This is a genomic window from Aeromonas sp. R6-1, from assembly GCF_040908165.1.
GTDB lineage: Bacteria > Pseudomonadota > Gammaproteobacteria > Enterobacterales > Aeromonadaceae > Aeromonas > Aeromonas caviae.
Genome location: NZ_JBFODF010000036.1, coordinates 90,844 through 115,392 on the forward strand (window position 1 = coordinate 90,844; position 24,549 = coordinate 115,392).

A 24,549-nucleotide genomic window follows, 5' to 3' on the forward strand; every position below is an offset into this window, starting at 1 on the left:
ACAACTTATACCTTTGGTTCCCGAGGGCAATTAGACTTTTGGATAGCGACGAAGATAGCAGGTGAGAGGACACGTTGAGAGCAAAGAAGGGAGCCATGGGCTCCCTTCTTTGCTTTCGTGGTGGCGCGGCCAAGGCTCAATGGCGGACGGGGAGCAGGGAAGGCAGCTGGGGTTCTGGCAGGGGATGGCTGAACAGGTAGCCCTGTCCCTCCTCGCAACGCAGGGATTGCAGGAACTGGCGCTGGGGCTGGGTTTCTATCCCTTCCGCCGTAACGGCCATGCCGAGGGAGGTGGCTAGCTGGACTATGGTACGGCACAGCTCGCGGCTGTGCTTGTCGTCGGGCAACGCCTGGACGAAGGCCCTGTCTATCTTGATGCGATCGATGGGCAGGCTCCTGAGCAGGCTCAGGGAGGAGAAACCGGTGCCGAAGTCGTCGATGGCGATCTGTACCCCCAGCGCCTTGAGACGGGTGAAGAGCCGCAGACTGTGATCCACGCTCTGGATGATGCTCTCGGTCACCTCGATCTCCAGCCGCTCGGCAGGAAAACCGGTCTCGGCCAGAATGGCTGTCACCCGCTCCACGTAGTCGTGGGAGCGCATCTCCCTGACCGACACATTGACCGAGAGCCTGGGCACGGCGAGCCCTTCGGCCAGCCACTGCTGCCCTTGCCGGCAGGCGGTGCGCATCACCCATTCGCCCAGCGGTTCGATGAGACCGCACTCCTCTGCCACCGGAATGAAACGGTCCGGGGATATCATGCCAAGGCTGGGATGCTGCCATCGGATCAGGGCCTCCAGGCCGCTGAGATGACCATCCGCCAGATCCGCCATGGGTTGGTAGAGCAGGCGAAACTCTTGCTGCTCAATGGCCTTGAGCAATCCCTGCTCCAGCAGCATCCGCTCCCTGGTCTGTGCCGTCATGTCGGGGGAGTGGAACAGATAGCCGTTGCGGCCACGGCGCTTGGCTTCATGCATGGCGTTGTCCGCCGCGCTGATAAGGCTGTCCGGGGTCTGGCCATGCTCCGGATAGAGGGAGATGCCGATGCTGGCGGAGAGCCTCACCCGCTCCTGGCCGATGTCGGCGGGATCGTGCAGCCTGCGTTGCAACCCCTCGATGAGACCCAGCAGATCCTGGGTGTCTCTGATGGCGGGCAGCAACACCAGAAATTCGTCTGCCCCCAGCCGGATGGCGATGTCTCCGGGGCGCAGGCAGTGGCGAATGCGGTCTGCCGACAGCTTGAGCAGCAGATCGCCGGCACTGTGCCCCAGGTTGTCGTTGATGAGTTTGAAGCCGTCGAGATCGATGAACAGCAGCGCCAGGACGTGGCGGTTCACCCTGGCCGTCTCTATCTCCAGAGTGAGGCGCTCTTGCAGCAGATGGCGATTGCCGAGATCGGTGAGGGGATCGTAATAGGAGAGGTGCTGCAAGCGGGCTTCGGCCTGATAGAGACGCAGTGCATGGCGGTGGGCCATCTCCTGCAGGCCGGGGGACGCGGGTGCGTCGAGGTGGGTGCTTGTCTGTACGGACTCCCTCATCACGAGGAAGATGCCGCTGAAGGTGCCCTCCTCATCCAGCACGGAGCTGACGCTCACTTGCCAGCGTGCGGGGGAGGCCGCGCGGGAGAGACCGACCATTTCCACCTCAAATGTGCATCGGGGGGGACCTTGTCGCAGTTGCTGAAACAGCGGGAGCAGCTGGGGAGTCTGGGCAGGGACAATGTCGTATAGCGTCTTGCCCGGGTGCTCTGCCCGCGCGAGGCCGGTCAGTTCGGCAAAGCGTCCGTTGACGTCGCGACACCTTAATTCGTGATCGAAGACCCCAATCCCGACGGGCGCCTGGGCGAACAGCTGTTGCAACTCGTAGGGAGAGAGCGGGCCTGACAAATGCCGTGTCGGAACCGATTCGGGCAGCACTTTTTCCATGGAGGCTCCTGAATTGATTGCTTTGTCATTAGGACGACTGTGTCAGTATGGCAGGAAGTGTCAGGAGAGAAAGAAAGTGTGAGAAGGGTGTGAAATCAACGAGATGTCAGCCTTTCTGGCGGCCAAACGCCTGGATCCCGCGAACAAATACCAGCCAGCCCACCAGATGAAACGGCAACGCCATGGCGTAGAGCACCAGCCAGTGGCTCTCGGTGCCGCTGCTGTTGATGAAATCTATCCAGGCGGCGAGCAGGGCCAGCATGCCCGCTATCTGGAAGCGGCGACGCAGCACCACTTCCACCCCGAGATTGGCGAGGTAGAGGGTCAGCAGGATGCCGGCAAAGCCGGTGAGCTGGGCGGTGCCGTAGAGCGCGCGGTCCGGGTTGAACAGCAGCGTCACGAGGGGAGTGAGACCCTGATCCAGCGGGATCAGGGCCAGCAGCCAGCATGCGATAAGAAGCAGGGCTGTCTTCATGCCGGGCTCAGTCGGCGGACGGTGCCGGTTTGACCAAGGAGAGGTAGTTGGCGTCCATCTTGAGGAAGACTCCCAGCAGGCGGGCACTGGCACCGTAGAAGCCAAACGTGTCGGCGGCCCGGCAGGCCTGCTCGAAGCGCTCGAACCAGCCCAGCAGGTGACCGTGCAGCAGGGACTCCTGCTCGCCAAGCCACGCCTCGCGCTGGTCGGCGGTGGTCGACTCGGCGGCGCGGATGATGAGGCTGCCCATCAGATCCAGCTCGATGGCCAGATGATCGGCAGGCTCATTGTACTTGTCGCTGACATTGATGCCGAGGCGATCGAGGCGTGCCTGCATCTCGGTCATGGGGGCCTGCATCAGCTGCTTGCCTTCGCCCCGGTAGAGGGATTCGTAGGGCAGGGCACCCTGCCCGGGAGCGCTCAGGAACAGGCCGGCGAAGTCGGCGGCCAGCGCCGTCTGGCGCTCGGGGCGCACCAGCAGGCGGGCGATGGCGTCGTTGAGCTCGGCCACGGCTTCGCGCATGGGGTCGAGAGTAGAGAGGCTCTTCAAGAAGCTGCGCACGTCATAGGTGTCGTATTCAGCGATCTGTGCATCACTGAGTTCGGCAGCAAACAGGGTGGAAAACCACCAATAAAGCTCGGCCCGGCGTTCGCTGGTCGCCATGAATTCCTGCATTTTTCCTCCGTGGATGACAATCGGGAGCCTTGATGGCCCCCGATTCTAACGACTTTAAAAATAAAGGAAACTCATGGGGCCTTTTGGCCGGATAGCGCCAGGAGAGGTGTCGCATTCGCGGGATCACCGTGGGCGACGAGGAGGCCGACCTACTCCTCGACGCGATAGAGCACCTGCTTGCAACGGGGGCAGATGTGCTGGCGGCGGTAATCCATCTGGTGCACCAGGCCGACCTCCCGCTGCTGATGGTGACCGCAATGGATGCAGAAGATGAGATCCCCGTCGGCGGCGCCGGGATGGGCCGCCAGGTACTGCTCCCGGGTGGGAAGTGTCTCCCAGTTGGCGGTGCAGGCACCCTTGCGGCTGGCGGTGTAGTAGACCCAGTAGAAGAGAGCGAAGACCGCGACAATCACGAACAGCATCAGATGATCCATCATGGCGTTTCCCCTTGTGTTCCGGGATGGCAGGGAGCGACACCCGCTCGTGCAGATGTCCCATGGCCTAAAGATGTTATCTGTTAGTAAATGCTATATCCATGATCTGGCTCTGGTTTCTATCGCCTTGCCCGGGAAGCGGGGACGATCGCTGGAGCCGGATTGCGGGTGTGGGGAGGTCGGGGGGATGAGCGAAGCCAGGGGGCGGGATTCGAAATTTGCGACGTATTTTACATTTTATAAACAATTTTTTGGGTGGTTGGACTGTCTCTTTGATCCAGCTCACGTTACAATGCGCGGGCCCACTTCACCTATCGCGCAAACGATTTTCAGGAGATAAACGGATGTTGAAACGTGACATGACCATCGCCGGCTATGATCCAGAGCTGTGGCAGGCCATCACAGACGAGACCCGTCGTCAGGAAGAGCACATCGAGCTGATTGCGTCCGAGAACTACACCAGCCCCCGCGTCATGGAAGCCCAGGGCTCCCAGTTGACCAACAAGTACGCCGAAGGCTACCCGGCCAAGCGTTACTACGGCGGTTGCGAGTATGTGGATGTGGTTGAAACCCTGGCCATCGAGCGCGCCAAAGAGCTGTTCGGTGCCACCTACGCCAACGTGCAGCCGCACTCCGGCTCCCAGGCCAACAGCGCCGTCTACATGGCCCTGCTGCAACCGGGCGACACCGTGCTCGGCATGAACCTGGCCCACGGCGGTCACTTGACCCACGGCTCCCCCGTCAACTTCTCCGGCAAGCTGTACAACATCATCCCCTACGGCATCGACGAGTCCGGCAAGATCGACTACGACGAGATGGAGCGCCTGGCCGTTGAGCACAAGCCGAAGATGATGATCGGCGGCTTCTCCGCCTACTCCGGCATCGTCGACTGGGCCCGCATGCGCGAGATCGCCGACAAGATCGGTGCTTACCTGTTCGTGGACATGGCCCACGTAGCCGGTCTGATTGCCGCCGGCGTCTACCCGAACCCGGTGCCCCACGCTCACGTGGTCACCTCCACCACCCACAAGACCCTGGCCGGTCCGCGCGGTGGTCTGATCCTCTCCGCCGCCGACGACGAAGATCTGTACAAGAAGCTGAACTCCGCCGTCTTCCCGGGTGGTCAGGGTGGCCCGCTGATGCACGTCATCGCCGGCAAGGCCGTGGCCTTCAAGGAAGCGCTGGAGCCCGAGTTCAAGACCTACCAGGCCCAGGTCGTGAAGAACGCCAAGGCCATGGCGGCGACCTTTATCGAGCGCGGCTACAAGATCGTCTCCGGCGGTACCGACAACCATCTGATGCTGGTTGACCTGATCGGTCGCGAGCTGACCGGCAAAGATGCCGACGCAGCCCTCGGCAAGGCCAACATCACCGTCAACAAGAACTCCGTACCGAACGACCCGCGTTCCCCGTTCGTGACCTCCGGCGTGCGTATCGGCACCCCGGCCATTACCCGCCGCGGCTTCAAGGAAGCCGAGTCCATCCAGTTGGCCAACTGGATCTGCGACGTGCTGGACAGCCACGACAACGAAGAAGTGCTGGCGACTGTGCGCGAGAAGGTGCTGGATATCTGCCGCCGCTTCCCGGTCTACGCATAATCAGCCTGACCTTCAGGTTGAAGACCAATGCCACCCTCGGGTGGCATTGTTTTTTGCAGCGTCTGGCAATATGAGACAGAGGTGATCATGTGCGATGACATGGAAGAGGACGTGCTGGAGGCGTCACTGCGGCAGACGGTTCGCGCCCAGTACCACTTTCGCGCCAGCGAACAGGGGCTGCTGGCCTGGGATGTGCGCCGCTTGATCCGGCTGAGCCGCAACCTGCCGGTGCAGGCGGTGGCACTCGGCGAGATTGCCGAGCTTGACCGCGACCACTGGTACGGCCATGGCGACGCCACGCCCACGGTGCGCAGCGTGGTGGCGCATTGCCAGCTCATGATGGCGGCGGATCTCGCCTATCCCATCCTGCTCGACAGCGCCGGTCGGGTGATGGATGGCATGCACCGGGTGGGCAAGGCGCTGATGCTGGGTCACAGCCATGTGGCTGCTCGCCGGTTCGCGGCGGATCCTGCCCCCGATTACCAGGATTGCGACCCCGAGGCGTTGCCCTATGACGACTGAGTCCTGCCCGAAGGCCTGGCAGGTTGTCCCTTGTTTTCATGGGCTTTTACCGGCTCTGGATGGCCGTGTTACACTGGCCGGCCTAGCGCCAGCCCCCGGGGCCCGCGCCCATTTTCATCCACGCCGGAGGTCAGATGCATTGCCCTTTCTGTAGTGCCGTTGATACCAAGGTGATCGATTCCCGTCTGGTGGCCGAGGGCCATCAGGTGCGCCGCCGTCGCGAATGCCTGCTCTGTCACGAGCGTTTTACCACCTTCGAAATGGCCGAACTGGTCATGCCCCGCGTCATCAAGTCCAACGGCTCCCGAGAGCCCTTCAACGAAGACAAACTGCGGGCCGGCATTCTGCGGGCGCTGGAGAAGCGGCCGGTGAGCATGGAGGCCATCGAGAAGGCGGTCAACCACATCAAGTCCCGCCTGCGGGCCACCGGTGAGCGTGAAGTCGCCTCCCAATTGGTGGGCAATCTGGTGATGGATGAGCTCAAGAGCCTGGACAAGGTGGCCTACATCCGCTTTGCCTCCGTCTACCGCAGCTTTGAAGACATTCGCGAATTCGGGGAAGAGATCGCCAAGCTGGAGAAGTAACGCCGGCCTGCGGCTCCCTATGTGAATCAGAGAGGGGCTGCCGTTGCGGCAGCGCCAGTTGTTACACCAGTGAGACATCTAGACAGCGCATCGTTGCACTGGTGAAAAAGTATGAGGGCGTGCGGCCGCATCCTGCGATGTGTGTGCCCGTCGCCATGGCGTCAGATGCCATGGCCGATCTGCCCGAGAAGGCGTGCGGCAAGCGCGTACACCCTATTTTCTTGTCCCATCGGATGGCCGTGCCACCGGGGACAGGTTGCTGGACACAGGAGCCCGGATGTTTAGTCAAGACGATTACCAATGGATGAGCCGGGCCCTCGAACTGGCCCGGCGCGGCCGTTACACCACGGCCCCCAACCCCTGCGTCGGTGCCGTGCTGGTGAAGGCCGGCGTGGTGGTGGGGGAGGGCTGGCACAAGCGGGCCGGTGAGCCCCATGCCGAGGTCTATGCTCTGCACGCGGCAGGGGAAGAGGCCCGCGGTGCCACCGCCTATGTGACCCTGGAGCCCTGCTCCCATCATGGTCGCACGCCCCCCTGCGCCGAAGCGCTCATCAAGGCCGGGGTGACCCGGGTGGTCGCCGCCATGGTGGATCCCAATCCCCAGGTGGGCGGGCGTGGCCTGCGGATGCTCTCCGAGGCGGGGATCAAGACCGATTTCGGCCTGCTGGCCGCAGAAGCCGAGGCCCTCAATCCTGGTTTCTTCAAGCGGATGCGCACCGCGTTTCCGCTGGTGACGGTCAAGCTGGGGGCGAGCCTGGATGGTCGCACCGCCATGGCGAGTGGCGAGAGCCAGTGGATCACCTCTCCGGAGGCGCGCCGGGACGTGCAGCGGCTGCGGGCCCGTCACGATGCGGTGCTCTCCAGCGCCGAAACCGTGCTGGCGGATGGCGCCTCCCTCACCGTGCGCTGGGACGAGCTGCCCCCCTCGGTCAAGGCGGTCTATCCCAAAGAGACCCTGCGCCAGCCGCTGCGGGTCATCGTGGATTCGCAAAACCGGCTCACCCCGGATCTGCCCCTGTTCCAGAGCGAGAGCCCGGTACTGCTGGCCCGCCACAAGGCATCCGGTGAGTGGCCCGCCTGGGTGCAGCAGCTGGAAGTGCCGCTGCTGGATGGCAAGCTGGATCTGGTCAGCCTCTTCATGCTGCTGGCCAAACAGAATGTCAACTCGGTACTGGTGGAGGCGGGGCCGCGGCTGTGCGGCGCCCTGCTGGAGAAGGGGCTGGTGGACGAGCTGGTGCTCTATCAGGCGCCCAAACTGATGGGGGATGAGGGGCGCGGCCTGTTCCATCTGCCGGGGCTGACCCGGCTGTTCCAGGCCCCCAAACTCAACCTCAAGGATGTGCGCATGCTTGGCCAGGATATTCGCATCACTGCGAAAATAGCCTGATTTTTCAATGTTCACGGGGGCATCCGTCGCCCCCGTCATCAGCAAGGTGATCTGCATGTTTACCGGAATTATCGAAGCGGTGGGAACCCTGGCCGAGCTGCGTCGCCAGGGGGAGGACATGGCCCTCACCGTGCACGCGCCGACCCTGGACTTCAGTGACGTCAAGCTAGGCGACTCCATCGCCACCAACGGCGTCTGCCTCACCGTGGTGGCGCTCGGGGATCACAGCTATACCGCCGATGTCTCCCTGGAGACCCTCTCCCGCACCGGTTTTTCTGCCGCCAAGGTGGGGGATCCGGTCAACCTCGAAAAGGCGTTGATGCCCACTTCCCGCCTCGGCGGCCACCTGGTCTCCGGCCACGTGGACGGCATCGGCGAGGTGAAGAGCAAATCGTCCAGCGGCCGCGCCATCGAATACTGGATCAAGGCGCCGGGGGAGCTCTCCCGCTACATCGCCGAGAAGGGCTCCATTGCAGTGGATGGCATCAGCCTCACCGTCAACGCCGTGCAGGGGGATCTGTTCCGGCTGACCATAGTGCCCCACACCGCCCAGGAGACCACCATCGCCCGCTGGAAACCCGGCTACCGGGTCAATCTCGAGGTGGACCAGATAGCCCGCTATCTGGAGCGGCTGATGACGGGCAAGCGCGAGGAGAGCAGTGCCTCTACCCTGACCCTGGAGAAGCTGGCCCAGTCCGGATTCTTGTGAGCCGTTTTGACGGGAAAACGCGGTTCTGTGATCCCGCGCGGATTGAAACGGGGCCGCGTGCCCCCATCTAGAGCACAATACGCAGTATCAAGTCGAGCCGACTGGCTCAATCCCCAAGCATGTTGATGGAGTAGCCCATGGCGCTGAGCACGACCCAGGAAATCATTGCCGATATCAAGGCTGGCAAGATGGTGATCCTGATGGATGACGAAGACAGGGAGAACGAAGGGGACCTGATCATGGCCGCCTCCTGTGTCCGCCCGGAAGACATCAACTTCATGGCGCGCTACGGTCGGGGCCTCATCTGCCTGACCCTGACCCGGGATCGCTGCAAGCAGCTGGCGCTGCCGCTGATGGTCGATCGCAACAATGCCCAGTTCTCCACCGCCTTCACCGTCTCCATCGAGGCGGCGGAAGGGGTGACCACCGGCATCTCCGCCGCCGACCGCGCCGTCACCGTGCAGGCTGCGGTGGCGCCCCATGCCAAGGCCGCCGATCTGGTGCAGCCCGGCCACATCTTCCCGCTGATGGCGCAGGATGGCGGTGTGCTGACCCGCGCCGGCCACACCGAAGCGGGCTGCGATCTGGCCCGGTTGGCCGGCTTCGAGCCTGCCTCCGTCATCGTCGAGATCCTCAACGAAGACGGCACCATGGCCCGGCGCCCGGATCTCGAGATCTTCGCCGAGCAGCACGGCATCAAGCTCGGCACCATTGCCGACCTTATCGAATACCGCAACCAGCACGAGACCACGGTAGAGAAGGTGGCCGAGTGCAAGTTGCCCACCGAATACGGCGAGTTCGACCTCGTCACCTTCCGCGACACCATCGACAACCAGGTGCACTTCGCCCTGAAGAAAGGGGACGTGAAGGCCGACCAGCCGACCCTGGTACGGGTGCACCTGCACGACGTGCTGAGCGATCTGCTGCTCACCGACCGCCACAGCGCCCGCAGCTGGCCGCTGCCCAAATCCATGGCCCGCATCGCCGACGAGGGCGGGGTGCTGGTGATCCTGGGGGCGGAAGCCCATGGCGCCGAGCTGCTGGCCCGGGTCAAGGGTTTTGAAGCCGCCGACAAGGGGCTGGCACCGGAAGGGGCCAAGTGGCAGGGCACCTCGCGCCGGGTCGGCGTCGGTTCCCAGATCCTCAAGGCGCTGGGGGTCGGCAAGATGCGCCTGTTGAGCTCTCCCAAGAAGTACCATGCCCTCGGTGGCTTTGGTCTGGAAGTGGTGGAGTACGTCGGCGAGTAAGCGCTGCGTACGGTTGAATTCATCACCATGGCCGCCCGTTGCGGCCATGGTTTTTTGTCGCGGCTCTGTTGTGCTAGAATGCGTGCACTTTTGAGCCCGGCCCCTAATTGATTGCACAGAGACAGGATTTCCAATGAAGATTATCGAAGGAAATATCGCCGCTCCCGAGGCGCGTGTTGCTATTGTCGTTGCCCGTTTCAACAGCTTCATCAATGACAGCCTGGTGAACGGCGCGCTGGACGTGCTGAAGCGTCAAGGTCAGGTCCAGGAGAGCAATCTGACCCTGGTGCGCGTACCGGGGGCCGTCGAAATTCCCCTGGCGGCCAAGAAGCTGGCCAAGAGCGGTCAATACGACGCCATCGTCGCACTCGGCACCGTCATCCGCGGCGGTACCTACCACTTCGAACTGGTAGCGAGCGAGAACGGCAAGGGTCTGGCCCAGGTAATGATGGAATACGACATTCCCGTTGCCTTCGGCGTGCTGACCACCGAAAACATTGAACAAGCCATCGAACGCGCCGGTACCAAGGCGGGTAACAAGGGTGCAGAGGCTGCACTGAGCGCGCTCGAAATGATCAACGTCCTGAAACAACTGGACGTGTAACGAGGAGAAATGCATTGAAACCGTCCGAGCGCCGTAAGGCCCGCCATTGCGCCACCCAGGCCATCTACCAGTGGCAGATGACCCAGGCCAACGTGGGCGACATCGAAGAGCAGTTCAAGATCGATCAGGACACCAAGGGTGTGGACCTGAACTATTTCCGCGATCTGCTGTTCGGGGTTGCGGTCCACTGCAACGAGCTGGACAAGGTGTTCGCGCCTTTCCTCTCCCGTCCGCTGGAAGAAGTGGACATGGTGGACAAGGCGATCCTGCGTCTGGCGACCTACGAGCTGACCCGTCGTGAAGATGTGCCGCCGCGCGTGGTGATCAACGAAGCGATCGAGCTGGCCAAAGCCTTCGCCGCCGATGACAGCCACAAGTTTGTCAACGGCGTCCTGGACAAGGTGATCAAGACGCTGCCCAAGCGCTGATCCTGCTGTCCGTCAGCAATTAAGAGAGGAGCCAGCTTATTGCTGGCTTTTTACTGTATGGGTGAATTTGAGCTGATTGAGAAGTACTTCAAGGTCCCCCACGCCCGCAAGGACGTGGTGATGGGCCCTGGAGATGACTGTGCCCTGCTGACCCTGCCCCCCGACGCCCAGTTGGCGGTGAGCACGGACACCCTGGTGAGCGGCGTGCACTTCTTCCCCGACATGGATCCGGTGGATCTCGGCTACAAGGCGCTGGCGGTCAATCTCTCCGATCTGGCCGCCATGGGTGCCGAGCCGCGCTGGGTCTCCCTGGCCCTGACCCTGCCCGCCATCAACGAGCGCTGGGTCGCCGGTTTCGCCGAAGGGTTCCTCGAGCTCGCCGAGTACTACAACGTGGCGCTGGTGGGGGGAGACATGACCCGCGGACCCCTCTCCATCACCGTCTCGGTGAAAGGATCGGTCCCGGCAGGTCGCGCCCTGATGCGCAGCGGCGCCAAGGCCGGTGACGGGGTCTACGTGACCGGTACCCTGGGAGATGCCGCCCTGGCGCTCTCCCACCTGCTGGGCAAGCGCACCCTCAACGAGAACCAACTGGCGGCCGTGTTGCCGCGCCTCGACCATCCCCATCCCCGCATCCTGGCCGGTCAGGCCCTGCGCGGGCTGGCCAGCAGCGCCCTGGATCTCTCCGACGGCCTGGCGTCCGATCTCGGCCATATCCTCAAGGCGTCCGGCGTGCGAGCCCAGATCGATCTCAACCTGCTGCCCCTCTCCCCCGTGTTGCAGGATGCGGTGCCGGCCATGGATGCCTGGCAGCTGGCTCTGGCCGGGGGCGACGACTACGAGCTCTGCTTCACCGTGCCCCAGGAGCATCACGGCGCCCTGGACACGGCGCTGGCCAATTGTGGCGTGAAGTTCACCCGCATCGGTCGCATCCTGGCCGGGGAGCCTGGCATCGACTACCTGCAGGACGAACAACCCGTCGAACTGCACCTCAAGGGCTGGGATCACTTCGCATGATGTCTTTCAAGATAAAGCCCGAGCTGACGCGGCTGAACCTTAAAAACCCGCTCCACTTTCTGGCGGTGGGGTTTGGCTCCGGCCTCTCCCCCAAGGCGCCGGGCACCATGGGGACCCTGGCAGCCATCCCGCTCTATCTCTTGGTGAGCGGGCTGCCGACCTCCTGGTTCATCGCCCTGCTGGTGGTGGGTTTCGTGGCGGGCATCCGCATCTGCCAGAGCGCCACCGACGCCATCGGGATGCCGGATCACGGGGCCATCGTCTGGGACGAGGTCATCGGATTCGGGGTCACCATGATTGCGGCCCCGGCCGGCTGGGAGTGGGTGCTGGCGGGCTTCGTGCTGTTTCGCCTGTTCGACGTGCTCAAGCCCTGGCCCATCTCCTGGTTCGATCGCCGCATTCACGGCGGGCTTGGCATCATGCTGGACGATCTCATCGCCGGCCTGTTCGCCCTGGCCTGCATGCAACTGCTTGCCCACTGGTGAGGGGAGGCGGCTCCCGAACGCCCTCTCGCTGTTTTTCACTCATCTCCTCTTGCAAAGAGGCCGGATATACCGCACACGCTGGCCCTGAGGGGCCTGCGTTTTTTTGTATGCAATCCCTCCCGGCTTGCCGTGCCGGCGGGCCTGTGGCCCAGGTTGATCCTTCTGCATTGTCCCTATTTAGCTCTGCCTATTTTTCCTTACTCCGGATATGCTGCCGTCAAAAAATCATTTCACATAAATATTCACTACTCATTCGAAGCTGGTCAGCATAATGCTGATAGTGAATAAGATGGTTTGTTGCTATTTTGTTGAAACATAATTGGTTGATGGTCTCGCATTGCCAGCGTAATCTCTGGTAATGTGACTTTTATCGACATTTTAACCCCAGGGTGCCGGCATTCTCTGGGCAAAGTATTGCGAAATTGTATAACTGGATCATTTACACCCGCGGGCAAACCGACTAACTTACTCGCGGGTTATTCCAAAAAAATGCAAAAAACCCGCCCGGATCGCTGGTTTGGCTGCCTCATGGATTGAGCGTTAATTACACAACAACGGCTCTCGAGCAGTACCAAGGCACAACCAGCATCTGCGGCTGATTTACGGACGAATTATTTGGGACGGATGTCCCCCGCAGAGGTAACCATGTCCTTGCTTGAAGTCAAAAACTTGCGGATCGAGTACCCCTCCCGCTACGGGGTGCTTGCCGCGGTCAAGGATCTCTCTTTTTCTGTTGAAAAGGGCGAGATCGTCGGCGTCGTCGGTGAGTCCGGCGCTGGCAAATCCACTATCGGCAACGCCGTCATCGATCTGTTGAGCCCGCCCGGTCGCATCGCCCGTGGCGATATCTACCTCAACGGCGAGCTCATCTCCGGCAAGAGCCAGAACGAGATGCGGGCCATTCGCGGCTCGCGCATCGGTTTCATCTTCCAGGATCCCATGACCTCCCTCAATCCGCTGTTCACCGTGGAGCAGCAGCTGGTGGAGACCATCCTCGCCAACACCGACCTGTCCCGCGAGGCGGCCTTTGCCAAGGCCCTCGAGCTGATGGGGGCGGTGGGGATCCCGAACCCGGACGTGCGCATCAAGCAGTATCCTCACCAGTTCTCCGGTGGCATGCGCCAGCGGGTGGTGATCGCCATCGCCCTCTCCGGGGATCCCGAGCTCATCATCGCCGATGAGCCGACCACGGCGCTGGACGTCTCTATCCAGGATCAGATCCTCCAGCTCATCCGCAACCTGTGCAAAGAGCGCCAGGTAGGCTGCATGCTGGTGACCCATGACATGGGTGTGGTCTCCAACGTCACCGACAAGGTGGCGGTGATGTACCGCGGCGATCTGGTGGAGTTCGGCACCACCGAACAGGTGCTGGGCCGCCCCAATCACCCCTATACCCGCAGCCTCATCTCGGCGGTGCCCCGCTCGGATGTGAAGCTGGTACGCTTCCCCCTGGTCTCCTATATCGAGGATGCCGGTGCGGCGGATACCAGCATCGATCTCAAGACCCACTGGCTCGGCCAGAGTCAGGACGAGCGCACCTATGAAGGCGCGCTGCTGCGGGTGGAGAACGTGGATCTGAAGTTCGTCACCAAGGATTCCATCTTCCCGAGCCGCCGCCAGTACGTGCGGGCCTGCAACAACATCAGCTTCGAAATCTTCGAGGGTGAGACTTTCGGTCTGGTGGGGGAGTCGGGCTCCGGCAAATCCACCATCGCCCGTGCCATCACCGGGCTCTATCCGCCCGATACCGGCAAGATTGTCTTCGAGGGGATCGATCTCACCGCCCTGAAAGGGGAGCACGAGCGTCGCCCCCTGCGCCGCCAGATGCAGATGGTGTTCCAGAACCCGTACTCTTCGATGAACCCGCGCATGAAGGTGCGTGACATCATCGCCGAGCCGATCCGCTTCCACCGCCTCGCCGAGAGCGAGCGGCAGATAGAGCAGATCGTCGGGGACCTGCTGGATCACGTGGGCCTGGGCCGCGGCGCCGGGGTCAAGTATCCCCACGAGTTCTCCGGTGGTCAGCGCCAGCGCATCTCCATTGCCCGCGCCCTGGCAACCCGCCCGCGCTTCCTCATCTGCGACGAGCCCACCTCGGCGCTGGATGTCTCGGTGCAGGCCCAGATCCTCAACCTGCTCAAAGACTTGCAACAGGAGCTTGGGCTCACCATGCTGTTCATCAGTCACGATCTGCCGGTCATCCGCCAGATGTGCGACCGCATCGGTGTGATGCAGCACGGTCATCTGGTGGAAGTGGCCGAGACCGAGAAACTGTTCACCAATGCCGAGCATGAGTACAGCCGCAAGCTGATCTCCCTCATGCCGGAATTCAAGGGAATGTCCCGCGAGGGGCTGGAAATCGCAAGCTAGGAAAGCACCGGTTCGCCGGTTTGTCTGTCAATAAAAAGCCAAAAGCATGGAGAAAGACATGAAGAAAGGATTATCCAAGATCGCCATGGCGCTGTTCGCCGCTGGTCTCGCGTTCAACGTTTCTGCTGCCGACATCAAGGTCGCCGTCGCGTCCGACGCCACCTCGCTGGACCCGCAGGAGCAGCTCTCCGGTCAGACCCTGGAGATGTCTCACCTGGTGTTCGACCCCCTGATGCGTTACACCCAGGATCTGCAGTTCGAGCCGCGTCTGGCCGAGAAGTATGAGCGCATCGACGACAAGACCGTCCGTTTCCACCTGCGCAAGGGTGTGAAGTTCCACTCCGGCAACGACTTCACCGCCGATGACGTGGTATGGACCGTCAACCGTCTGAAGGCCTCCCCGGACTTCAAGGCGATCTTCGACCCCATCGCCGAAGCCAAGAAGGTGGATGATTTCACCGTGGATCTCGTCACCGCCAAGCCGTTCCCGCTGGTGCTGCAGACCGTCACCTACATCTTCCCGATGGACTCCAAGTTCTATAGCGGCAAGACCGAGGCGGGCAAGGACAAGGCCGAGATCGTGAAGAACGGTGACTCCTTCGCCTCCACCAATGTCTCCGGTACCGGTCCGTTCAGCGTCAAGTTCCGCGAGCAGGGCGTGAAGCTGGAATACGTGCGCAACGCCAACTACTGGGACAAGGCCTCCAAGGGCAACGTCGAGAACCTGACCGTGGTACCGATCAAGGAAGACGCCACCCGTGTTGCAGCCCTGCTGGGCGGCGACGTGGACATGATCTACCCGGTTGCCCCGAACGATCTGGAGCGCGTGAAGAACGGCAAGGATTCCCAGCTGGTCACCCTGTCCGGTACCCGTGCCATCATCATCGAGCTGAACCAGAACACCAACCCGGCGCTGAAAGACAAGCGCGTGCGTCAGGCGATCAACTACGCCATCAACCAGGTGGGCATCGTCGACAAGATCAACAAAGGCTTCGGTACCCCGGCCGGCCAGCTGAGCCCGAAAGGCTACGCAGGCTACAACGAGGCGCTCAAGCCCCAGTATGATCTGGCCAAGGCCAAGGAGCTGATGAAGGAAGCCGGTTACGAGAAGGGCTTCAAGATGAGCTTCATCTCCCCGGCTGCCCGCTACGTCAACGACGTCAAGATTGCCCAGGCTGTCTCCGCCATGCTGTCCAAGATCAACATCAAGGTGGATCTGAAGACCATGCCGGTGGCCCAGTACTGGCCGGAGTTTGACAAGTGCGCCGCTGACATGCAGCTGATCGGCTGGCACTCCGACACCGAAGACAGTGCGAACTTCTTCGAGTTCCTGACCTTCACCAAGGATGCCAAGACCGGCATGGGTCAGTACAACTGCGGCGGTTATGCCAACGCGGAAGCTGACAAGATGGTGATGGAAGCCAACACCGAGACCGATCCTGCCAAGCGTGCCGCCATCCTGCAGAAGGTGGAAGCCATGCTGATCGACGACGCCGCCTATGTGCCGCTGCACTGGGAAGACCTGGCCTATGGCGCCAAGAAGAACGTCGACATCAAGCCGGTGGTCAACGTGATGAACTTCCCTTACCTGGGTGACCTGGTGGTCAACAAGTAAGCGAAGCGTTTAAGGAAGGACCCGGCGGGGCACCCATGGTTGCCCCGCCATTAACAGAAGCCTGTGCCAAGACACAGGCCACGTAGAAGGACAAGCATGTTTACATTCCTGCTGAAACGGTTCTATCAGGCCGTGATAGTGATGTTCGTCATCAGCCTGGTCGCCTTCTCCATCCAGGACAACCTGGGGGATCCGCTGCGCGAGCTGGTGGGACAATCCGTCTCCGAGTCCGTGCGCCAGGAGCTGCGCGACAAGATGGGACTCAATGATCCCTTCCTCGTGAAATACAGCCGCTTCTTGAAGAACGCGGTACACGGGGATCTGGGCACTTCCTATTTCTTCAAGCGACCAGCCCTCGAGGTTATCCTCGACAAGCTGGTGGCTACCCTTGAGCTGGTGTTTGCCGCCGCGCTCATCATCGTCGTGGTCTCCATTCCGCTGGGGGTTTATTCGGCGATAAGACCGCGCAGCATCCTCACCAAAGTCATCATGGCGGTGAGCAGCATCGGCATCTCGATCCCGGTCTTCCTGACCGCCATCATGCTGATGTACCTCTTCTCCATCCAGCTGGGCTGGCTGCCGGCCTATGGCCGTGGCGAGACCTACAACCTGCTGGGCTGGGAGTCGGGCTTCTTCACCTGGGACGGTATCCTGCACCTGGTGCTGCCAGCTGTCTCCCTCTCCTCCATCATGCTGCCGCTGTTCATCCGGCTGGTGCGCTCGGAGATGCTGGAGCAGCTCTCCTCCGAGTACGTCAAGTTTGCCCGTGCCAAGGGGCTGGACAACAACAAGGTCTACTACCAGCACGCCCTGAAGAACACCATGCTGCCGGTCATCACGGTGGGCGGTGTGCAGATCGGGACCATGGTGGCCTACACCATCCTGACCGAGAGCGTGTTCCAGTGGCCGGGGACAGGCTTCCTCTTCCTTGAGGCGATCCACCGGGTCGATACGCCGCTGATCACTGCCTACGTCATCTTCGTCGGCCTCATTTTCGTGGTGACCAATACCCTGGTCGACCTGCTCTACGGGTTGATCAACCCGACCGTCAACCTGACCGCCAAGGGGTAACAGATGACTAACGCTGTAACTGCAAGCCCAAGCCGTTGGGCACGTTTTAAAAATTCCGACATCGTCTACTACTTCCTGCGGGACAAGGTAGCCATGTTCAGCTTTGCGGTGTTTGTGGTCTTCGTGCTGGCGGCTCTGCTGGCACCCTGGATCGCACCGCACAACGTCTATGACCAGACCAGCTTCGATCTGATGGATGCGGAGCTGCCCCCCTCCTGGCTGGAAGGGGGCGAGGCCCGCTTCTGGCTCGGGACCGACAACCAGGGACGCGACATCTGGAGCACCATCCTCTATGGCGCCCGCATCTCGCTGACCATTGGTCTGTTCGCGGTGGGGCTGCAGCTGGTGCTCGGTATCGTCATCGGTCTGATGGCCGGTTACTTTGGCGGTCGCATCGACAACCTGCTGATGCGCTTTGCCGATGTGCAGCTGTCGTTCTCCACCATGATGGTGGCGATCATCATCTCCGCCATCTTCCAGGCGACCTTTGGCTCCGAGTTCTACTCGAAGTTCGCCATCCTGATGCTGGTGGTGATCATCGGTATCGCCGAGTGGCCCCAGTATGCCCGGACGGTGCGCGCCTCCGTGCTGGCGGAGAAGAAGAAGGAGTATGTGGAAGCGGCTCAGGTGATGGGGTTCCGCGCCCCGCGCATCATGTTCCGCCACATTCTGCCGAACTGCCTGTCGCCCATCCTGGTCATCTCCACCGTGCAGGTGGCGAACGCCATCATGAGCGAGGCGGCCCTCTCCTTCCTGGGTCTGGGGATGCCGGTTGATCAACCGTCCCTGGGGTCGCTCATCAGCGTGGGCTTCAACTACATCTTCTCCGGATCCTGGTGGATCACCGCCTTCCCGGGCCTCTGCCTGGTGGTGTTGGTGCTGGTGATCAACCTGCTGGGTGACTGGCTGCGGGATGTGTTCAACCCGAAGATCTACAAGGGCTGATAAACCTCTCCACGAACTGGCTGCGAGGCCGTGATCAAGGTTCATGTGCTGCTCGCTTATGTGGAACCAAGGAGTGCTCACGTATGTCTCGGTTCCTGAGCGGCTTGTAACCTTGTTGACGGCCTTCTCGCGACAGGGCGTGAACAGGTTTGGTCTGGCACAGTGATTAACAAAAAAGGGCGCCATCAGGCGCCCTTGTTTATTGCTTGCGATAACCCTTGTCAGGCCTGCAGCCAGCTCTCGATGCGGGTCTGAATGCCCACGCTGTCCAGCCCCAGCAGGGCGTAGATCTCATCCTGGGTGCCCTGCTCGATGAAGCGGTCCGGCAGGCCGAGGTTGAGCACCGGTTTGCACTGCTTGCAGCCCATCAGCAACTCGTTCACCGCAGAGCCTGCACCGCCCATGATGGCGTTGTCCTCGAGGGTGACGAACTGATCGTGGGAGGCGGCCAGAGAGAGCACCAGCGCCTCGTCCATGGGTTTGACGAAGCGCATGTCCACCAGGGTGGCATCCAGCGCCTCGGCGGCCGTTCTGGCCTGTTGCAGCAGGGTGCCAAACGCCAGGATGGCGGTCCCCTTGCCCTCGCGAACGACGCGTCCCTTGCCGAGGGGCAGGGCCTGCATCTCGCTCTCGGCCTGGATACCGGTGCCGCTGCCACGGGGGTAGCGCACCGCCACTGGCCCGTTGCACAGATAGCCGGTGTAGAGCATCTGGCGGCACTCGTTCTCGTCGGACGGGGTCATCACCACCATGTTGGGCACGGTGCGCAGGAAGCTGATGTCGAACGCCCCCTGATGGGTCGGGCCGTCGGCCCCCACCAGACCGGCCCGGTCGATGGCGAAGAGCACCGGCAGGTTCTGCAGCGCCACGTCGTGGATCAGCTGGTCATAGGCCCGTTGCAGGAAGCTCGAATAGATGGCGACCACGGGTTTCTGGTCGGCGATGGCGAGACCGGCGGCGAAGGTGACCGCATGTTGCTCGGCGATGGCCACGTCGAAGTAGCGATCCGGATATTGCTGGCTGAATTTCACCAGACCGGAGCCTTCGCGCATGGCGGGGGTAATACCGACCACGCGCTCGTCCTTGGCGGCGATATCGCACAGCCACTGACCGAAGATGGCGGAGAAGGTGGGTTTGCCACCGGCGCTCTTGGGCAGGGCACAGTCATCCGGGTTGAATTTGGGGACGGCGTGATAGCCAATGGGATCTTTTTCCGCTGGCTCGTAGCCCTTGCCCTTCTTGGTCTTGACGTGCAGCAGCTGGGGACCCTTGAGATTGCGCATGTTGCGCAGGGTTTCGACCAGGGCATGGATGTCGTGACCGTCGATGGGGCCGATGTAGTTGAAGCCGAACTCCTCGAACAGGGTGCCCGGTACCACCATGCCCTTGAGGTGCTCCTCGGCCCGCTTGGCGAGCTCCTTGACCGGCGGCAGCCCCGCCAGCACCTTCTTGCCCCCCTCGCGAATCGTGGTGTAGAGCTTGCCGGACATCAGCCTGGCGAGGTGATTGTTCAGGGCTCCCACGTTCTCGGAGATGGACATCTCGTTGTCGTTGAGCACCACCAGCATGTCCTTGTGGACATCGCCGGCGTGATTGAGGGCCTCGAAGGCCATGCCGGCGGTGATGGCGCCATCACCGATGACCGCGACCACCTTGCGGCCAAGCCCTTCGCTCTCGGCCGCCACCGCCATGCCGAGCGCCGCTCCGATGGAGGTGCTGGAGTGGCCCACGCTGAGCACGTCGTACTCGCTCTCTTCCCGCCAGGGGAAGGGGTGCAGGCCATCTTTCTGGCGAATGGTGTGAATGCGCTCCCGTCGTCCGGTCAGGATCTTGTGGGGATAGGCCTGGTGGCCCACGTCCCACACCAGCCGATCGAAGGGGGTGTTGTAGACATAGTGCAGGGCGACCGTCAGCTCGACGGTGCCAAGGCCGGAGGCGAAGTGGCCGCTGGAGCGGCTCACCGAGCGCAGCAGATACTCGCGCAGCTCGTTGCACACCACGGGCAGCCGCTCGAAGGGGAGGGATCGCAAATCGACCGGCGTGTCTGCGAGGGCCAGGTTGGGGAAATCGCTAATATCAACGCTCATATTGTTACTGTTATCCAGCGTTTAGTGGGTTCGCTCGATGATGTAATCGGCAAACGCTTCCAGAATGTCGGTATTGTAGGGCAAGGATTGCAGGGCTGTTAAGGCCTTGTCATGCAGTTCGCGAGCCAGCTCACGGGCATTGTCGAGTCCGAGCAGGGCCGGATAGGTACTCTTTTCCAGCGCCAGATCCGAGCCTTGCGGCTTGCCCAGGGTGGCGGTATCGCCCGTGATGTCGAGGATGTCGTCCTGCACCTGGAAGGCGAGTCCGATGGCGGCGGCAAAGGTTTGCAGGGCGGTGAGGGTGGCGGGTTCCACGTCAGCCTTGCACAGGGCGCCGAGGGTCACGGCGCACTCGATGAGGGCCCCGGTCTTGTGGCGGTGCACCTGCTCCAGCTCGGCGAGGCTGATCCGGCGCCCTTCGGCGTCCAGATCCAGTGCCTGACCGCCGCACATGCCGAGATAGCCGGACGCGCGGGCCAGGGCACTCAGCATCCGCACCCGGTTGGCCATCAATGTATCGGGCATGGGGTGGTCGGCCAGAATGGAAAACGCCAGGGTCTGCAGGGCATCGCCCGCCAGGATGGCTGTGCCTTCATCGAAGGCCTTGTGTACGGTGGGCTGACCACGACGCAGATCGTCGTCGTCCATGGCGGGCAGGTCGTCGTGCAGGAGGGAGTATGCGTGAATGCACTCCACGGCGGCGGCGGGGCCATCCAGCAGTTCGCTCTTGACGCCCAGCATCTCGCCGACGGCATAGACCAGGAAGGGGCGCACCCGTTTTCCACCGAGCAGCAGGCCGTATTTCATCGCGTCCCGCAGACGTGGCGCCATGGCGGGCAGGGCGTCAAGCTGTGCCGAGAGGCAGTCGTCGATGCGGCGCCGATGCAGGCGGGAGAAATCGTCCAGGGTCACTCACTCCTCTCCTTGTTCTGCTCGAAAGGGGACCGCTTGCTCGCTGCCATCGGCCTGGGTCAGGAGGATCTGGATCTTCTGTTCGGCCTGTTCCAGCTTCTGCTGGCCGGCACGCACCAGATGGATGCCCTGTTCGAATTGTTTGAGTGCCTCCTCGAGGGGGAGCGAGCCCTGTTCGAGTTGATGCACTATGGTTTCCAGCTCTTCCAGGGTGGCATCAAAACTCAGACGGTCGATTTTTTTACTGGCCATGTCCATCCTCGGGGATTGAAAAAAACGGCTCATCTTAACATCGACCGGCCACAGGGGGGAGGCAGAAAAACGCGGCGTCCTCAAACTATCCTGACCCTGGCCGATAAGAACGGGCATGCAACCACGCATTGCCGATCGGCGATTGCGGTGTACCGGGCTTGCTGCCGGGGACGCAATAGCAGAAAATTCAACGCAATATAATGAGACGGCACGTTCGGCGACAGGAGTAGGGATGTGGATTTAGGGAGTCTGATAGGCTTAGTGCTGGGGTTCGGGGTCGTGGTGTACGGCATGTTGCTGGGCGGCCCCATGAGCATGTATGTGGACATGCCATCGGTCTACATCACCATACTGGGGTCCGTGTTCATCTGCATGATGAAATTCAACCTCAGCCAGTTTCTGATGGCCTTCAAGGTCGCGGGCAAGGCCTTCATGTACAAGGGGGACAAGCTCGACGATCTCATCACCAAGGCGGTGGAACTGGCGGATGCGGCCCGCAAGGGGGGCTTTCTGGCCCTGGAGGCGGCAGAGATCCCCAATACCTTCATGAAGAAGGGCATCGACATGCTGGTGGACGGCCATGACGCGGACGTGGTGCGGGCCGTGATGGAAAAAGACATAGAACTGACCTCGGAGCGCCACGTCATCGCCGTCAAGGTGTTCCGCTCCCTCGGCGATCTCGGCCCCGCCATGGGGATGATAGGTACCCTGGTGGGGCTGGTGGCCATGCTGGCGAACATGAGCGATCCCAAGTCCATCGGCCCGGCCATGGCGGTGGCCTTGCTGACGACCCTGTATGGCGCCATCGAGGCCAACATGATCGCCATCCCCATCGCCGACAAGCTGGAGCTGCGCAGCGGTGAGGAGCAACTGAGTCGCACCCTGATACTCGACGCCATCATGGGCATCCAGGATGGCCAGAACCCCCGCGTGATCCAGGCGATGCTGCAGAACTACCTGAGCCAGTCCAAACGCAACAACGGGGTCGAATAGGAGGCCCCATGGCAAAGTGCAAGTGTCCGCCCCCCGGCCTGCCCGGTTACATGGGTACCTTCGCCGATCTCATGTCCCTGTTGATGTGCTTCTTCGTGCTGCTGCTCTCCTTTGCGGAGATGGATGTGCAGAAGTTCAAGCAGATCGCCGGCTCCATGGAGAAGGCGTTCGGGGTGCAGAATATCCTGGAGGTGAAGGATATTCCCAAGGGGACCTCGGTCATCGCCCAGGAGTTTCGCCCCGGCCGGCCTGAACCTACGCCCATCGACACCATCATGCAGCAGACCATCGACATGACCCAGACCGAGCTGGATTTTCAGCCCGGGGATGCGGACAAGGCGGGGGGGCATGACAAGACCGAAGGGCAGCAGAGCGGTGGTGACACCGCCCAGCAGGCCCAGAAGGCGCAGGAGCAGTCCAATACCCTGGCCAAGGCGCTGGCCGAACAGATGCAGGCCCAGATCCAGGACGGGGCCATCGAGATAGAGGCGCTGGGTCAGCAGATCATCATTCGCATTCGCGAGAAAGCGGCGTTCCCGGCGGGATCCGCCTTCCTGCAACCCCAGTTCTGGCCGGTGATCCGCAAGGTGGCTGCGCTGCTCAAGGATGTGCCGGGGGAGATCACCGTCTCCGGCCACACCGACAATGTGGCCACCGAGGACGAGTTGTTCCAGTCCAACTGGGAGCTTTCATCCCAGCGGGCGGTGGCGGTTGCCCACCAGATGATCAAGGTGCCCGGTTTTGACGGCAATCGTCTGGTGGTGCAAGGGATGGCGGATTCCCAGCCGCTGGTGCCCAACAACAGCCCGGAGAATCGGCGCATGAACCGACGTGTCGAGATCGCCATCATGCAGGGCAAACCGACGGTGTCGGCTCCGCTTGGCGTCTCGGAATCCAAGTAACGCTGGCCCAAAGCGGGATCCCGCTCGCAGGGGCTGACATGGATTTTGTGGCGGCTTCATATTAAGATGCCCCATCCGAACCGACAGCTGCGGCTCTCTTTTGATTGCCGCAGCTTCTCTTTATAAAGCAACCCAGGTTTCGACTATGAATCATACTCCGATGACTGTTCGCGGCGCTGAAAAGCTGCGTCAAGAGCTCGATTATCTCAAGACCGAGCTGCGTCCCCAGATTATCGAAGCGATTGCTGATGCCCGTGAACATGGCGATCTGAAAGAAAATGCCGAATACCATGCCGCCCGCGAGCAGCAGGGTTTCTGTGAAGGCCGCATTCAGGAAATCGAAGGCAAGCTCTCCAATGCCCAGATTATCGATGTCACCAAGATTGCCAACAATGGCCGCGTCATCTTCGGTGCAACCGTGACCCTGCTCAAAAGTGAAACGGAAGAGGAAGTGGTCTACCGCATCGTGGGAGACGACGAGGCGGACATCAAGCAGAACATGATCTCCGTGAACTCCCCCATTGCCCGCGCCCTGATCGGCAAGGAAGTGGATGACGTTGCCATCGTCAAGACGCCGGGTGGCGATGTGGAGTACGAGATCCTGGAAGTTGCCTATCTCTGATTGAACGTCGGGGAAAGAGACAGGGGAGCCGGGCTCCCCTGTTGTCTTTAGTCACCCTGATAGGCCTGGACGAAGGCGTCCTGGTGGCGCTGGAAGAGCCAGTCCCGCAATTGTTCCTGATCCTCCTTGCCCAGTCGGAACTGGACGGCCCAGTCATGGTGATGTTGATTGGCATCCACGTGCCTGATGAGGGTGCCTGTCATGGCCAGGGGAGGGAGACCCTCGATGCGAAGGTATCCGCCAAGTGGATCTCCCTTGGCAGAGGAGTCCGGCAAGCCGGCCACGATGAGACCGCCAAGGGAGAGGCTGTATACCTCGTACTCCGCGTCTTCGGTGCAGAGCACGGCCTTTTCGTCGAGTCGCCAGGCGCGCAGATGGGGTGAGCCCAGCTCGGTAATGGTCGGCGCGGCGATGCGCAGCTCGGTATGGCCCTCCTCTGCCTGGGTGCAGTGGAGCGGGAAACGCAATTGGTAGCCGGCGATGCGGGCTTCGAGTGTCAGAGGCTTGGCTCGCTGCAACAGGCTTTGGAGAGGAAGGGGCAGGATGCCGCGCAGGTATTGGCTGGTGGCAATGTCTTCATCGTTTCCCAGGTCCCGCAGCATGGCCAGTTCTTCATCGGTGAGGAGCTGATGCTTGTCCATAGTGGGTGTCCGCGACTATTCATCGCAGGTTAAGGGCCTGACCACTATT

Annotated in this window: 25 protein-coding genes; 17 read left to right on the forward strand and 8 right to left on the reverse strand. The window is 61.7% G+C overall.

The window, feature by feature from the left end:
- Window positions 1-136: 136 nt before the first annotated feature.
- The 4 genes from AB5Y68_RS10455 to AB5Y68_RS10470 form a co-directional block, all read right to left on the reverse strand.
- Complete coding sequence (locus AB5Y68_RS10455) at window positions 137-1,924, reverse strand: EAL domain-containing protein (RefSeq protein WP_039040305.1); 1,788 nt, start codon at window positions 1,922-1,924, stop codon at window positions 137-139.
- A gap of 106 nt (window positions 1,925-2,030) precedes the next feature.
- Window positions 2,031-2,399 (reverse strand): hypothetical protein, encoded by a 369-nt coding sequence (locus tag AB5Y68_RS10460; RefSeq protein WP_039040304.1) that lies wholly within the window; start codon window positions 2,397-2,399, stop codon window positions 2,031-2,033.
- A 7-nt stretch (window positions 2,400-2,406) separates the two neighbouring features.
- Window positions 2,407-3,075 carry a molecular chaperone TorD gene (gene torD / locus AB5Y68_RS10465; protein WP_039040303.1) on the reverse strand — a complete coding sequence of 223 codons (669 nt, stop codon included), beginning with the start codon at window positions 3,073-3,075 and terminating at the stop codon, window positions 2,407-2,409.
- A gap of 149 nt (window positions 3,076-3,224) precedes the next feature.
- Window positions 3,225-3,512 (reverse strand): hypothetical protein, encoded by a 288-nt coding sequence (locus AB5Y68_RS10470; protein WP_010675399.1) that lies wholly within the window; start codon window positions 3,510-3,512, stop codon window positions 3,225-3,227.
- Window positions 3,513-3,853: 341 nt separating this feature from the next.
- Between AB5Y68_RS10470 and glyA the strand changes: the two genes are divergently transcribed.
- The 14 genes from glyA (at window position 3,854) to AB5Y68_RS10540 (ending at window position 18,091) form a co-directional block, all read left to right on the forward strand.
- Window positions 3,854-5,107, forward strand: coding sequence for a serine hydroxymethyltransferase (glyA, locus tag AB5Y68_RS10475; RefSeq protein WP_010675397.1), 1,254 nt, complete (start codon window positions 3,854-3,856; stop codon window positions 5,105-5,107).
- Between the two features lie 87 nt (window positions 5,108-5,194).
- Window positions 5,195-5,629 (forward strand): hypothetical protein, encoded by a 435-nt coding sequence (locus tag AB5Y68_RS10480; protein ID WP_052224829.1) that lies wholly within the window; start codon window positions 5,195-5,197, stop codon window positions 5,627-5,629.
- 134 nt (window positions 5,630-5,763) lie between these two features.
- Window positions 5,764-6,213: a transcriptional regulator NrdR gene (gene nrdR, locus AB5Y68_RS10485; RefSeq protein ID WP_010675395.1), complete on the forward strand. Its 450-nt coding sequence runs from the start codon at window positions 5,764-5,766 to the stop codon at window positions 6,211-6,213.
- A 277-nt stretch (window positions 6,214-6,490) separates the two neighbouring features.
- On the forward strand, window positions 6,491-7,600 hold the full coding sequence (gene ribD, locus AB5Y68_RS10490; protein WP_039040300.1) for a bifunctional diaminohydroxyphosphoribosylaminopyrimidine deaminase/5-amino-6-(5-phosphoribosylamino)uracil reductase RibD: 1,110 nt from the start codon (window positions 6,491-6,493) through the stop codon (window positions 7,598-7,600).
- Window positions 7,601-7,655: 55 nt separating this feature from the next.
- Window positions 7,656-8,309 (forward strand): riboflavin synthase, encoded by a 654-nt coding sequence (locus tag AB5Y68_RS10495; RefSeq protein ID WP_039040359.1) that lies wholly within the window; start codon window positions 7,656-7,658, stop codon window positions 8,307-8,309.
- Window positions 8,310-8,446: 137 nt separating this feature from the next.
- Complete coding sequence (ribBA, locus tag AB5Y68_RS10500; RefSeq protein ID WP_039040299.1) at window positions 8,447-9,556, forward strand: bifunctional 3,4-dihydroxy-2-butanone-4-phosphate synthase/GTP cyclohydrolase II; 1,110 nt, start codon at window positions 8,447-8,449, stop codon at window positions 9,554-9,556.
- Between the two features lie 133 nt (window positions 9,557-9,689).
- The gene (gene ribE, locus AB5Y68_RS10505; RefSeq protein WP_010675391.1) at window positions 9,690-10,160 is read left to right on the forward strand and encodes a 6,7-dimethyl-8-ribityllumazine synthase; all 471 of its coding nucleotides are present in this window, start codon (window positions 9,690-9,692) and stop codon (window positions 10,158-10,160) included.
- A 14-nt stretch (window positions 10,161-10,174) separates the two neighbouring features.
- Complete coding sequence (gene nusB, locus AB5Y68_RS10510; protein WP_010675390.1) at window positions 10,175-10,588, forward strand: transcription antitermination factor NusB; 414 nt, start codon at window positions 10,175-10,177, stop codon at window positions 10,586-10,588.
- Between the two features lie 57 nt (window positions 10,589-10,645).
- Window positions 10,646-11,605 (forward strand): thiamine-phosphate kinase, encoded by a 960-nt coding sequence (gene thiL, locus AB5Y68_RS10515; protein ID WP_039040298.1) that lies wholly within the window; start codon window positions 10,646-10,648, stop codon window positions 11,603-11,605.
- Window positions 11,602-12,090 (forward strand): phosphatidylglycerophosphatase A, encoded by a 489-nt coding sequence (locus tag AB5Y68_RS10520; protein WP_010675388.1) that lies wholly within the window; start codon window positions 11,602-11,604, stop codon window positions 12,088-12,090. The genes thiL and AB5Y68_RS10520 overlap by 4 nt, the downstream gene beginning before the upstream one ends.
- Before the next feature lie 645 nt (window positions 12,091-12,735).
- A complete protein-coding gene (locus AB5Y68_RS10525; protein WP_010675387.1) occupies window positions 12,736-14,460 on the forward strand; it encodes an ABC transporter ATP-binding protein in 1,725 nt (574 codons plus the stop codon).
- 58 nt (window positions 14,461-14,518) lie between these two features.
- On the forward strand, window positions 14,519-16,075 hold the full coding sequence (locus AB5Y68_RS10530) for an ABC transporter substrate-binding protein (protein ID WP_010675386.1): 1,557 nt from the start codon (window positions 14,519-14,521) through the stop codon (window positions 16,073-16,075).
- Between the two features lie 96 nt (window positions 16,076-16,171).
- Complete coding sequence (locus tag AB5Y68_RS10535; RefSeq protein WP_039040297.1) at window positions 16,172-17,146, forward strand: ABC transporter permease; 975 nt, start codon at window positions 16,172-16,174, stop codon at window positions 17,144-17,146.
- 3 nt (window positions 17,147-17,149) lie between these two features.
- Window positions 17,150-18,091, forward strand: coding sequence for an ABC transporter permease (locus AB5Y68_RS10540; protein ID WP_029314771.1), 942 nt, complete (start codon window positions 17,150-17,152; stop codon window positions 18,089-18,091).
- A 221-nt stretch (window positions 18,092-18,312) separates the two neighbouring features.
- Here AB5Y68_RS10540 and dxs read toward each other — a convergent pair whose 3' ends face one another.
- Genes dxs through xseB form a run of 3 tightly spaced genes read right to left on the reverse strand, consistent with a single transcriptional unit; the run spans window position 18,313 to window position 21,342 of the window.
- Entirely contained in the window at window positions 18,313-20,178 is a 1,866-nt protein-coding gene (dxs, locus tag AB5Y68_RS10545) for a 1-deoxy-D-xylulose-5-phosphate synthase (RefSeq protein ID WP_039040296.1), read from the reverse strand.
- A 21-nt stretch (window positions 20,179-20,199) separates the two neighbouring features.
- Window positions 20,200-21,090: a (2E,6E)-farnesyl diphosphate synthase gene (gene ispA / locus AB5Y68_RS10550; protein WP_039040295.1), complete on the reverse strand. Its 891-nt coding sequence runs from the start codon at window positions 21,088-21,090 to the stop codon at window positions 20,200-20,202.
- Window positions 21,091-21,342 (reverse strand): exodeoxyribonuclease VII small subunit, encoded by a 252-nt coding sequence (xseB, locus tag AB5Y68_RS10555; RefSeq protein WP_010675381.1) that lies wholly within the window; start codon window positions 21,340-21,342, stop codon window positions 21,091-21,093.
- 234 nt (window positions 21,343-21,576) lie between these two features.
- Between xseB and pomA the strand changes: the two genes are divergently transcribed.
- From pomA to greA, 3 genes are all read left to right on the forward strand, one after another.
- Complete coding sequence (gene pomA / locus AB5Y68_RS10560; RefSeq protein WP_039040294.1) at window positions 21,577-22,335, forward strand: flagellar motor protein PomA; 759 nt, start codon at window positions 21,577-21,579, stop codon at window positions 22,333-22,335.
- A gap of 8 nt (window positions 22,336-22,343) precedes the next feature.
- Entirely contained in the window at window positions 22,344-23,237 is an 894-nt protein-coding gene (locus tag AB5Y68_RS10565) for a flagellar motor protein MotB (RefSeq protein WP_039040293.1), read from the forward strand.
- Between the two features lie 145 nt (window positions 23,238-23,382).
- The gene (gene greA, locus AB5Y68_RS10570; protein ID WP_010675378.1) at window positions 23,383-23,859 is read left to right on the forward strand and encodes a transcription elongation factor GreA; all 477 of its coding nucleotides are present in this window, start codon (window positions 23,383-23,385) and stop codon (window positions 23,857-23,859) included.
- A 47-nt stretch (window positions 23,860-23,906) separates the two neighbouring features.
- On the opposite strand, the gene AB5Y68_RS10575 is transcribed toward greA, so the two are convergent.
- Window positions 23,907-24,500, reverse strand: coding sequence for a PilZ domain-containing protein (locus AB5Y68_RS10575; RefSeq protein ID WP_039040292.1), 594 nt, complete (start codon window positions 24,498-24,500; stop codon window positions 23,907-23,909).
- Window positions 24,501-24,549 lie beyond the last annotated feature (49 nt).

What these genes read in the sequence shown, in the direction of transcription:
- AB5Y68_RS10455 (WP_039040305.1), bottom strand. Translation starts at nt 1,924, where the DNA reads ATGGAAAAAGTGCTGCCCGAATCGGTTCCGACACGGCATTTGTCAGGC.
- AB5Y68_RS10460 (WP_039040304.1), bottom strand. Translation starts at nt 2,399, where the DNA reads ATGAAGACAGCCCTGCTTCTTATCGCATGCTGGCTGCTGGCCCTGATC.
- torD (WP_039040303.1), bottom strand. Translation starts at nt 3,075, where the DNA reads ATGCAGGAATTCATGGCGACCAGCGAACGCCGGGCCGAGCTTTATTGG.
- AB5Y68_RS10470 (WP_010675399.1), bottom strand. Translation starts at nt 3,512, where the DNA reads ATGATGGATCATCTGATGCTGTTCGTGATTGTCGCGGTCTTCGCTCTC.
- glyA (WP_010675397.1), top strand. Translation starts at nt 3,854, where the DNA reads ATGTTGAAACGTGACATGACCATCGCCGGCTATGATCCAGAGCTGTGG.
- AB5Y68_RS10480 (WP_052224829.1), top strand. Translation starts at nt 5,195, where the DNA reads ATGTGCGATGACATGGAAGAGGACGTGCTGGAGGCGTCACTGCGGCAG.
- nrdR (WP_010675395.1), top strand. Translation starts at nt 5,764, where the DNA reads ATGCATTGCCCTTTCTGTAGTGCCGTTGATACCAAGGTGATCGATTCC.
- ribD (WP_039040300.1), top strand. Translation starts at nt 6,491, where the DNA reads ATGTTTAGTCAAGACGATTACCAATGGATGAGCCGGGCCCTCGAACTG.
- AB5Y68_RS10495 (WP_039040359.1), top strand. Translation starts at nt 7,656, where the DNA reads ATGTTTACCGGAATTATCGAAGCGGTGGGAACCCTGGCCGAGCTGCGT.
- ribBA (WP_039040299.1), top strand. Translation starts at nt 8,447, where the DNA reads ATGGCGCTGAGCACGACCCAGGAAATCATTGCCGATATCAAGGCTGGC.
- ribE (WP_010675391.1), top strand. Translation starts at nt 9,690, where the DNA reads ATGAAGATTATCGAAGGAAATATCGCCGCTCCCGAGGCGCGTGTTGCT.
- thiL (WP_039040298.1), top strand. Translation starts at nt 10,646, where the DNA reads ATGGGTGAATTTGAGCTGATTGAGAAGTACTTCAAGGTCCCCCACGCC.
- AB5Y68_RS10520 (WP_010675388.1), top strand. Translation starts at nt 11,602, where the DNA reads ATGATGTCTTTCAAGATAAAGCCCGAGCTGACGCGGCTGAACCTTAAA.
- AB5Y68_RS10525 (WP_010675387.1), top strand. Translation starts at nt 12,736, where the DNA reads ATGTCCTTGCTTGAAGTCAAAAACTTGCGGATCGAGTACCCCTCCCGC.
- AB5Y68_RS10530 (WP_010675386.1), top strand. Translation starts at nt 14,519, where the DNA reads ATGAAGAAAGGATTATCCAAGATCGCCATGGCGCTGTTCGCCGCTGGT.
- AB5Y68_RS10535 (WP_039040297.1), top strand. Translation starts at nt 16,172, where the DNA reads ATGTTTACATTCCTGCTGAAACGGTTCTATCAGGCCGTGATAGTGATG.
- AB5Y68_RS10540 (WP_029314771.1), top strand. Translation starts at nt 17,150, where the DNA reads ATGACTAACGCTGTAACTGCAAGCCCAAGCCGTTGGGCACGTTTTAAA.
- dxs (WP_039040296.1), bottom strand. Translation starts at nt 20,178, where the DNA reads ATGAGCGTTGATATTAGCGATTTCCCCAACCTGGCCCTCGCAGACACG.
- xseB (WP_010675381.1), bottom strand. Translation starts at nt 21,342, where the DNA reads ATGGCCAGTAAAAAAATCGACCGTCTGAGTTTTGATGCCACCCTGGAA.
- AB5Y68_RS10565 (WP_039040293.1), top strand. Translation starts at nt 22,344, where the DNA reads ATGGCAAAGTGCAAGTGTCCGCCCCCCGGCCTGCCCGGTTACATGGGT.
- greA (WP_010675378.1), top strand. Translation starts at nt 23,383, where the DNA reads ATGAATCATACTCCGATGACTGTTCGCGGCGCTGAAAAGCTGCGTCAA.
- AB5Y68_RS10575 (WP_039040292.1), bottom strand. Translation starts at nt 24,500, where the DNA reads ATGGACAAGCATCAGCTCCTCACCGATGAAGAACTGGCCATGCTGCGG.